Source organism: Kitasatospora sp. NPDC059747, assembly GCF_042732955.1.
GTDB lineage: Bacteria > Actinomycetota > Actinomycetes > Streptomycetales > Streptomycetaceae > Kitasatospora.
On the sequence record NZ_JBHWGV010000174.1, the window covers coordinates 1 to 9040 of the forward strand.

10 protein-coding genes are annotated in these 9040 nt (G+C 74.6%); 5 read left to right on the forward strand and 5 right to left on the reverse strand.

What is annotated here, in order from left to right:
• Window positions 1–140: 140 nt before the first annotated feature.
• Window positions 141–1262 carry an FAD-dependent oxidoreductase gene (locus tag ACFV4G_RS40340; protein WP_380448053.1) on the reverse strand — a complete coding sequence of 374 codons (1122 nt, stop codon included), beginning with the start codon at window positions 1260–1262 and terminating at the stop codon, window positions 141–143.
• 619 nt (window positions 1263–1881) lie between these two features.
• On the opposite strand from ACFV4G_RS40340, the gene ACFV4G_RS40345 reads away from it, so the two are divergent.
• The gene (locus ACFV4G_RS40345) at window positions 1882–2961 is read left to right on the forward strand and encodes a terpene synthase family protein (protein ID WP_380448055.1); all 1080 of its coding nucleotides are present in this window, start codon (window positions 1882–1884) and stop codon (window positions 2959–2961) included.
• A 260-nt stretch (window positions 2962–3221) separates the two neighbouring features.
• Entirely contained in the window at window positions 3222–4439 is a 1218-nt protein-coding gene (locus tag ACFV4G_RS40350; RefSeq protein ID WP_380448057.1) for a hypothetical protein, read from the forward strand.
• Between the two features lie 35 nt (window positions 4440–4474).
• Here the strand turns inward: ACFV4G_RS40350 and ACFV4G_RS40355 are convergent, their stop codons facing one another.
• Window positions 4475–4972, reverse strand: coding sequence for a phosphoribosyltransferase (locus ACFV4G_RS40355; protein WP_380448059.1), 498 nt, complete (start codon window positions 4970–4972; stop codon window positions 4475–4477).
• Between the two features lie 149 nt (window positions 4973–5121).
• Between ACFV4G_RS40355 and thpR the strand changes: the two genes are divergently transcribed.
• Entirely contained in the window at window positions 5122–5739 is a 618-nt protein-coding gene (thpR, locus tag ACFV4G_RS40360; RefSeq protein ID WP_380448061.1) for an RNA 2',3'-cyclic phosphodiesterase, read from the forward strand.
• Window positions 5740–5760: 21 nt separating this feature from the next.
• Here the strand turns inward: thpR and ACFV4G_RS40365 are convergent, their stop codons facing one another.
• Window positions 5761–6132: a hypothetical protein gene (locus ACFV4G_RS40365; RefSeq protein ID WP_380448063.1), complete on the reverse strand. Its 372-nt coding sequence runs from the start codon at window positions 6130–6132 to the stop codon at window positions 5761–5763.
• 123 nt (window positions 6133–6255) lie between these two features.
• On the opposite strand from ACFV4G_RS40365, the gene ACFV4G_RS40370 reads away from it, so the two are divergent.
• Window positions 6256–7014 carry a hypothetical protein gene (locus ACFV4G_RS40370; RefSeq protein WP_380448065.1) on the forward strand — a complete coding sequence of 253 codons (759 nt, stop codon included), beginning with the start codon at window positions 6256–6258 and terminating at the stop codon, window positions 7012–7014.
• 22 nt (window positions 7015–7036) lie between these two features.
• Here the strand turns inward: ACFV4G_RS40370 and ACFV4G_RS40375 are convergent, their stop codons facing one another.
• Together ACFV4G_RS40375 and ACFV4G_RS40380 are read right to left on the reverse strand one after the other, a co-directional pair.
• A complete protein-coding gene (locus ACFV4G_RS40375; protein WP_380448067.1) occupies window positions 7037–7213 on the reverse strand; it encodes a hypothetical protein in 177 nt (58 codons plus the stop codon).
• A gap of 58 nt (window positions 7214–7271) precedes the next feature.
• Window positions 7272–8267, reverse strand: coding sequence for an ArsR/SmtB family transcription factor (locus tag ACFV4G_RS40380; protein ID WP_380448069.1), 996 nt, complete (start codon window positions 8265–8267; stop codon window positions 7272–7274).
• 304 nt (window positions 8268–8571) lie between these two features.
• Here ACFV4G_RS40380 and ACFV4G_RS40385 point away from each other — a divergent pair, with 304 nt between their 5' ends.
• Window positions 8572–8931, forward strand: coding sequence for a hypothetical protein (locus ACFV4G_RS40385; RefSeq protein WP_380448071.1), 360 nt, complete (start codon window positions 8572–8574; stop codon window positions 8929–8931).
• Window positions 8932–9040: the final 109 nt, after the last annotated feature.

Genomic DNA, 9040 nt, shown 5'->3' on the forward strand with positions numbered 1-9040 from the left:
GCGGGGGCGGGCGCCGCCGGCCCCGGCCCCCCCCCGCCGCCCCCCCCCGGCGGCCCCCCCCCCCCCCCGGCCGGGGGCCCGGCGGGCCGGGTGCGGCCCCCCCCCGCCCCCCGGCACCCCCAGGCCCCGGGTTCGGCTCCTCACCGGCCCTGCCCGGTGAGGAGCCCGATCACGGGATGGACCGCGTCGTCCCCGGAGCCGCCCTCCGGGAACAACGCGGCGGCCTCCGCACTGCGGGGGAACATGTCCCGCTCGTACGCGGCGAGCGCCGCCTCCACGTCGCCGGGGTGCGCGGCGAGGGCCAGGCCGAGCTCGGCGCCGTCGAGCATGGCCAGGTTGGCGCCCTCGCCGTTCGGGGCCTGGAGGTGGGCGGCGTCGCCGAGCAGGGTCACCCCGGGCACCCGCTCCCACCGGTGCTCGGCCGGGAGGGCGTGGAGGTGGCGCAGGACCGGTGCGGAGTCCGCCTCGGTGATCAGCGCGAGCAGCTCCGGCGCCCAGTCGGCGAACTCCCGCGCAACGCGCGCGGTGACCGCGGCCGCGTCGGTGACGTCGAGGCCCGCGAACCAGTCCAGCGGCTCGGTGATCCCGATGTAGGCGTGCAGGGTGTCGCCGCTCTCCCGGTGCGCGAAGATCTCCCGGTCCGGCGACGACGCCGCGATCATCGAGCCGCCGCCGACCGCCCGCGCGGTGGCCGGGAACCGGGTGCGCGCGTCGGCCAGGTACGTCTCGACGACCGACTTGCCGGCGTACCCGGGCCGGGCGGCCGAGAGCAGCGGTCGCACGCGCGACCACGCGCCGTCGGCGCCGACCAGCAGGTCCGTGACGACTCCGGAGCCGTCGGAGAACGCCACCTCGTGCCGGCCGCCGCCCAGGGGGCGGACGGCGGTCGCCTTGCGCCCCCACCGCACGGTGCCGGCGGGCAGCGAGTCGAGCAGGATCCGCCGCAGGTCGCCGCGCTGCACCTCGGGACGCCCGCCCGTGCCGTCGTCGGCCTGCTCGAACAGGACGCTCCCGTCGCGGTCCAGCACCCGCATCGCCTGGCGCCCCTCCAGCACGATGGCGCGGAACTCCTGCGTCAGCCCGGCCGCCGCCACGGCGAGTTGCCCGTTGTAGTCGTGGATGTCGAGCAGCCCGCCCTGCGTGCGCGCCGACGGGGAGGGATCGGCCTCGTGGACCGCGACCGGGATGCCGTGCAGGTGCAGGACCCGGGCCAGGGTGAGGCCGCCGAGCCCGGCGCCGACGATCGTGACGGGTGTGCGCATGGGTGACTCCTTCGGGATCGGGCCGCCCGATCGGTTCCGGCCGGCCTCCCCGGACGCTGTCAGGCGCCGCCGTCATACCGCCGTCATCCGGCCGTCGGACCCTGCCGGACGACCGGCGGGCCACCGGCATGCGACTGTCCGCACACCACCCGACGCCGCCCGGACCACCCCCGAAAAGCGGGGCGCACGGCCGCCGGTACGCGCCCTCTTCCTCCGGAGGACGACCCGGCCGCCGACTACGCCAACCGTGCGCCCGAACACGTCCCCGGGCCGGCCCGTGCCACCGCCGGCGCCCGCCGCTCCGGCCACCCCGCCGCACGCGCCCGCATCCGGCACGTGCGCCCGGCCACCTGCCGTCCGTACCCGACCTTGTCCCAGCACCCCACTGCTGCGCCCTCTTGACGGTCCGTCAGCACGAGAGGCCCCGGCCACCCCGCCGACCACACATGTGCCACACACAACCCTCAAACCTCGGCCGCACGGCTCGCGGGTGTGGCGCGGAAACGCATCGGCTCGCCCGGACGGTCGTTGGTCGTGCAGCGCGTGAGACAGCTCGCGCCGCCGAGCCGGCCGCCGAAGACGTCGGCCGGCTCGGGTCCTTCGCACGAGGAGCCGACCGGTGAGCGACCTTGTCCGCCTCATTCCGCAGCCCAGGGAAGCCGAACGCGCCGACCTGAGCGTTGACGCTCTCGAATTCCTGAAACGGTACGGCCTGCACCCGGCGCCGGAGGCCTACCTCTCGCACGGATACGTGGACCTGTGCCTCAAGGCGTGGCCGACCGCCGGGGGCGCCCCGCTGCGCCTGGCCGCCCGCTGGGCCCTGTGGACGTGGACGACCGACGACCTGCTGGACGGAGACCTCCGCGGCGCCCCGCTGGACGCGGTCGGGAGGCTGACCCGGTCGCTGCTGTGCGTCTGCGCCGAGAGCGACCGGCCCGCACCCGACGACCATCCCGCGGTCCACGCGCTGGCGGAGCTGGTCCGGGAGAGCCGCGCGATGATGCCCGACTTCTGGTGGCAGCGCTACCGCGAGCAGCTGGCCGCCTGGATCGTCGCCGCACGCGACAAACTGGTGCACTACGTGCAGCCGGGACGAACGCCCACGCTGCGTGAGTACCTGATGCTCCGTCCGGCCGACGGCGGCATGCTGCTGGCCGCGATGTGGTGCGAACTCGCCGACCAGTGCATCACGCCGCACTGGGGCGACCCCATGGTGCAGGACCTCCTGGACGCCTTCTCGACCTGCGGGATCCTCACGAACGACCTCGCGGCCGACGGCGGCAAGGACGAGACCTTCAACGCCATCGCCGCCCGGATGGCCGACGGCGGCCTGTCCGCGGCGCAGGCCCGCCAGGACGTGAGCGAGCGGCTGGACGCGGAAGAACGGCGCTTCTGCTGGCTCCACTCGGCGGTGCGGCGCGGCTTCCACGCCGGACCGCCCCCCGCGGCCGACGCCGCCGCCGGCCCCCCGGTGGACCAGGTCCTGGACACCCACCGCTTCGCCCTGCTCCTGGACCAGTTCCTCGCCGCCCTCACCACATGGACCGGCACCAGCGCCCGGTACCCGGTGCTGCCCGGCACCCCGCAACCGGCGCGCCGCGCCCTGCGCGACGTCCTGATCACCCCCGCCGTCCGCACGTGGAAGGCCGTGGGCCCGCGCTCCCGGCGGACCCGGACGAGCGCCGCCCCGGCCCGCTGAATCCCCGGGCGCCGACCGGCGTTCTGCAGGGCTGATGGCTCAAGTCGACCCGGCCCCCGGGCAGATCCCGGCAACCCGCCCCCCAGGAGCCGACCGCAGCCGGTGGCACCGCGCCCGTCCCCGGGCCGGTGCCACCGCCGTTGACGGCACCGAGCCCGTCACAGGCAGGGCAACCAGGAGCCCCGCCGTCCGCGCCCGGCCCGGGGAGTGGCAGGCTACGGGGCGGTGAGCAGGCACAACACACACGGGAGGCAGAGGTCGTGATGCCGGCCCTGGAGAGCACCTGGACCTGGGAACGCGACCGGCCGCTCAAGTACGTCCTGGCCGAAGAGGAGTGGGACGACGAGCCGACCGTGTGGGCGCGCTGCGCCGAGGCCGACGGCTTCTTCGTCGAACCGGCCCCGCACCGCAAGCAGCTGACGCTCGTGGGCTGCGCCCCGACCGGCCGCCTGCTCAAGGCGGCCGAGCACGCCCGGCACCGGCCCGGCGAACCCGTCGACCTCGGGGCCCTCGGCCTCATCGTGGACTTCACCGCGCCCGGGACGGACCCCGAGAAGGACCCGTACGGCGGCTACCGCGACGACCACTGGGAGCTGCTCGCCCCCGTCCTGACCGGGTGCGCGCCCTCCGGCCTCGGCACGTTCCTGTTCGACCTGGTCGTCGAGGCCGGGGTCGACGGCCCCGGATGGCGCGACGAGCCCGCGGACGCCGAATGGCGGCTGTTCAACGGACCGGGCGGAGGCGGGCTCGGCGCGTGCCACCGCGTCGAAGGCCTCTATCGCGGCGTGCCCGCGTCCCCGCCGATGCGGCTCATCGGCTGCGAGCCCGGCGAGAGGCTGCTGCGCCGGCTGGTGCGCCCGCGGGGCGACGGCGACCGGGTGACACTGCTCGCCGTGGACCGGACCGGCCGGGTGATGCGCCACCAGGAGCACATGCCGCTCAACGTCATCGCCTCCCGCCCGTCCGTGCTCGGCGGGACCCTGCTGGACCTGTGGCTGGCCGAGGGCCCCGCCGTCCGGCCCGTGCCGGCGGCCCGGCCGGTGTGGGACGCCTGGTTCGAGGGGCCGCCGGCCGAGGCCGGCACCTGGGCCGCGTTCCCGTCCGAGGGCCGGAAGGAGTGGGCGGCCTTCGCCGCCGCCCGTCAGGACGCCGGCCGTCAGGAAGCCGGCCGGCCCCCGACGGGTCCCGTACGGCACCTCGACGGGCGGCACGTGACCGACGTGCCGGGACTGGTGTGCGCGATCGGCGAGGCGGTCGCCGGCCCCGGCGGCCACTACGCCCAGTGCTGGCACGTGCTGCGCGGCTGCCCGTGCGGCGGGGACCTGCCGCCCGCGCCGTTCACCCTGGTCTGGCACGACGCCGAGGTCGCCCGGCGCGCGCTCGCCGAGGTGACCGTGGACACGGAGGGCGAGACGCCGTACGTCGACGACGTCCTCCGACTGCTCGCGCGGGTGGGCATCACCGTCGAACTGCGCTGATCTTCCCCCGGGGCGCCACCGCGCCCTCGTCCAGGTCAGGCGTCGAGCACCTGGCCGGCGCGCTTGACGACCGGCCCTTCCGTCGACCAGGGGAACTCGATCCAGTCGTCGGTCTTCTTCCACACGTACTCGCACTTCACGAGCGAGTGCGACTTCTCGTAGATCACGGCGGACCGCACCTCGGCGACGTGGCCGAGGCAGAAGTCGTGTACCAGCTTCAGCGTCTTGCCCGTGTCGGCGACGTCGTCGGCGATCAGCACCTTCTTGTCGGTGAAGTCGATCGCCGCGGGCACCGGCGCCAGCATGACGGGCATCTCCAGGGTGGTGCCCACGCCCGTGTAGAACTCGACGTTCACCAGGTGGATGTTCTTGCAGTCCAGCGCGTACGCCAGACCGCCCGCCACGAACACGCCGCCACGGGCGATGCTCAGGACGAGGTCGGGCTCGTACCCGTCGGCGGCGATCGTGTGCGCCAGCTCGCGCACCGCCCGCCCGAACATCTCGTAAGTCAAGGTCTCGCGCACGTCGGTCACAGTGCCCAGTCTCCCCGCCCGCCGCCCGGGTGGCGAGCACCGGCACGCCGGGGGAGCACCGGCGGGGCGGCCCCGGCCCCTGGACCCCGGCCTCCGGACCCCGGACCCGCCCCGCCGTCCGCCGCCGACGGGATGCTAGAAAATCCCTCGTGGACGTTCCCCCCGAGCCCTCGACCCTGCGCGTCTTCATCGCGCTGGCCCCGCCCGACGACGCCAAGGACGAACTGGCCCGGGCCCTGCAGCCCGCCTACGCCATGTACCCGCGGCTACGCTGGAACCGGATCGAGGACTGGCACATCACCCTGGCCTTCCTCGGCGAACTCCCGTCCACCGCAGTACCGTTGCTGCAGTCCGTGCTCGCCGGCCGGGCGGCCTCCCACCCCGCCCTGCAACTGGCCCTGCACGGCGGCGGCCACTTCGACGAGCGGCTGCTGTGGAGCGGCATCGACGGCGACCTGGAAGGACTGCACCAGCTCGCCGCCGACGTCCGCGACCTGATCGCCTCCTGCGGCATCGCCTTCCGCAGCCGCCCGCTGCGCCCCCACCTGACCCTGGCACGCGCGCGCCGCGACGATCCCACCAGCGTGCCCCGGGCCGCGGCCGGCCTCGACGGATTCGCGGGCCGGCCCTGGCAGGCCGAGCGCCTCCACCTGGTCGGCAGCAACACCGGCCGCGGCCCCGGCCCGATCCGCTACCGCGACATCGAGGCCTGGCCGTTCGGCACCGCGGCCCGCACCGGCGGCGACGGCGCCCCCGCCGGGCCGTAGCCGACCGGCGAACGCCCCCTCTTACAGCGGGGTCAGGACGTCCTGGTGCGCCCCGTCGAGGACGAGGCCGTTGTCCAGCCGGACCCGGACCGTCACCTGCGTCCCCCGTTCCCGGTGGGCGGCCCACTGCGGCTCCAGCACGGCGATCTCGGCCTCCAGCCGCTCGCGGCTGGCCGCCGGCATGGTGTGCCCGTAGTCCTCGAACAGCGCCTTGAGACGCAGGTACTCGCGGACCTCGTGGCTCTCGGGGAGTTCGTCCACCCGCTCGACGGTGCCCTCGACCCCGGCCCCCAGCGAGAGGAACCCGACGACGGCCCCGGCCTCTCCGGCGACCGCCTCACCGAGGGCGAGGTCCTCGGCCAACCTGACGCGCAGGCCTTCCACCAGGGTCATCCGCTTCTCTGCCTCTCCATCGACCGCCGCCGCTGGCGCAGCCCGCCCGCAGCCCGGTCATTATCGTCCCCGCACCCGGTACCCCCGCGATCGCGTGAGTGGACGCCTGCCACACTGTGCGCCATGAGTGACCATGAACCCCATGCCCCGGCGCAGCTTACCGAGGCACTGCACCGCAGGCTGGAGCGGATCGAACGGCTCCTGGAGCCCGAGAAGCCGGAGCGCCCGGCGTGGCGTTCGGTCACTCTCGGTGAGCAGCGGTGGGCGGTCTCGGTGGCCATCCTGGTCGCCGTGGGCCTGCAGCTGGCCCTGCCGACCCGCTTGACCATCCACCCGCACTGGATGCTGCCGGCCCTGGAGCTGGCGTTGCTGGTGGCCCTGGCGGTCCTCAACCCGCACAAGCGCATCGACCAGACGTCGCGGCTGCTGCGGCTGATGAGCCTGGCCATGGTGGCGGTGATCAGCCTGGCCAACGGCTGGTCGGCGGTGAAGCTGGTGCGCGACCTGATCCACACCTCCGCCTCGCCGGGCGCGCTGGCGCTGCTCGGCACCGGCGGCGCGGTGTGGGCGACCAACATCATCGCCTTCTCGCTCTGGTACTGGGAGTGGGACCGCGGCGGCCCGGCGGCCCGCGCCCAGGGGGTGAAGGCCTACCCGGACTTCCTCTTCCCGCAGATGCAGCAGGAGGGCATCGCGGAGCCGGGCTGGGAGCCCTCCTACCCGGACTACCTGTACGTGGCGTTCACCAACGCCTGCGCCTTCAGCCCGACGGACACCATGCCGCTGTCGGTCTGGGCGAAACTGCTGATGATGACGCAGTCGGCGGTCTCCCTGATCACGGTGGTCCTGGTGGTGGCGCGGGCGGTCGGCATCCTGCAGTAACGGCCCCGCCCCACTCCCGGTTCTACTCCGGCTCCGGCCGGTCCCAGTTCGCGGTGACGCGGGCCCGTTCCGCCTCGATGAGCGGCCGGACCACGTCGTCGACGGACCGGTGGGAGATTTCGGCGAAACCGTGGAGCCAGTCCGCGAGGTCGGCGGGCAGACGGAGGGTGACGCGGCGGGGCGGGGGGAGCTCGGGCATCGGGCCTCCAACGGACGGAGCGGGAGCAGGGCGGTGAGCCGTGCCCGGTCAGCTTGCCTCAGTGGGGCCGGGGGTCGGCCAGCAGGTCGGTGGCCCGGTGGGTCCGCTGGTACAGGACGTGCGCTCCGGTGCGGGTGCGGGTGATCAGTCCGGTGCGGTGCAGGATGCCGAGGTGGTAGGAGACCGTGCTGGTGGCGAGGAAGTGCCGCTCGCTCAGTTCCGCGGTGGTGCGGGCGGCGTGCAGGTCGGACAGCAGGCGGGCGCGGGTCGCCCCGAGCAGGGCGGGGACCGTGCGCCCCGGGCCGGTGGCGGGCCCGGGCCGGGAGGGGTAGGCGAGCATCGGCTCGCGGTCGGCGGGCGAGGGCACCGAGTCGACGACCACGCGCAGGCCGGCGGGGAACACCGAGGGGGTCAGGACCAGGCCGGTGCTGCCGGGGATCCGGGCCTGGAAGCGGCCGACCAGGTTCAGCCGGTCGTCGTTCCAGTGCACCCGGGGATGCAGGGTGGCCAGCATGCCGGCCAGGCCGTGGCGGGCGGTGGTCCGCGCCCGGTGGGTGATGTCCTCCTCCATGCGGCTGCGCAGGGCCGGCCAGTGCGGGGCGAGGGCCGAGTCCCACAGCCGTTCCAGCTCGGCTGCCACCAGCGCGGCGAAGTCCCCTTCGCCGCGCTCCAGGGCCTCGCGCAGGACCACGGGGAGCACCCGGCCAGCCAGACGCTCCTCACGGACCCCCTGGGCCATGATCCGCAGCTCCCAGCGCAGACGGGCGGAAGCCGTGGTGGCCACCGCGTGCAGTTCCTCCTGCACCGGGGCCTCCGGGGTCTGCGGCTGCGGGGTCAGGAAGTCCGGCACGTAGTCCCATGAACCGCCGAACAGCGCGCTCAGCAGAACGAGCCTGCGCTCGCGGACGGCCTCCTGGACCCTGCCCCGCCAACCGCCGCCGCCCGGCCGCTCGTTGCCACGCAGGAGACCGAGCGCACCGACCGCGGTGCTGAGCGGCGAGATCGCGAACCGGGTGTTCGCGAGGACGGCGCGGTCCATGTCGAGACAGAGCACGACACCCCCCGAGGTTCGGCCGTCGGCCGCCCGAACGGCCGGCGTCATGAGTCTTCGAACGTCATCGAATCACTCGAAGGGCAGCCCCGTCAGCCGGTTCCCTTGAACCGGGAACGGGCGGCACGACCGCACCACTCCCCGGGGGGTCCACCCACGACACTCCCGGTCCTCGAAGAACGACCCGACCTCCCGGAACTCCCGCGCCGGTGTACGGACTTGTCCGGGAAACCGGCCTCCGGACGGAGCCCGCGGGCACGGTGGGTCGAGGCAGTCAGCCACCGAACACCAGGAGGTATGGAAACCGATGATCAGGAAGCGCACCGCCACCCGCCTCGCCGCCGTCGCCGCCGTCGCGACCGTCGGCCTGAGCCTCAGCACCGGGATGGCGTCGGCCGACGCCACCTTCTCGGCCAACGTCCCCGGTTGTGCCGGGGGCATGGTCGACACGTTCTCCAACGGGCACGACTGGGTGCGGGGCTACGTGGCCTCCACCATGGGCGACTACTGCACCGTGGCCCTCAGGCAGTCGAACGGCAACGGTCAGGACAAGGGGACCTACGGTCCCAGGGTCTGGACCGACCCTTTCCTGGACGCCGGCATCACCTCGTACGTCGTCGTGTGCAACGGATCCACCGGTCGGTGCGCCACCAGCCAGTCGTACTGACGGACGCCGCCGGTGCCCGGCGCGGGCACCCCCGTGGGGCGGCGGCGGTTAGGGGGCGAGTCGGTCGGCCTTAGCGCTGGCGGGCGCGAAGGGGCGAGGGGCGCGGCTC

Bases quoted from the DNA above. Each gene is read 5' to 3' on its own strand.
- ACFV4G_RS40340 (WP_380448053.1), bottom strand. From the start codon at position 1,262: ATGCGCACACCCGTCACGATCGTCGGCGCCGGGCTCGGCGGCCTCACC.
- ACFV4G_RS40365 (WP_380448063.1), bottom strand. From the start codon at position 6,132: ATGACCCTGGTGGAAGGCCTGCGCGTCAGGTTGGCCGAGGACCTCGCC.
- ACFV4G_RS40370 (WP_380448065.1), top strand. From the start codon at position 6,256: ATGAGTGACCATGAACCCCATGCCCCGGCGCAGCTTACCGAGGCACTG.
- ACFV4G_RS40375 (WP_380448067.1), bottom strand. From the start codon at position 7,213: ATGCCCGAGCTCCCCCCGCCCCGCCGCGTCACCCTCCGTCTGCCCGCC.
- ACFV4G_RS40385 (WP_380448071.1), top strand. From the start codon at position 8,572: ATGATCAGGAAGCGCACCGCCACCCGCCTCGCCGCCGTCGCCGCCGTC.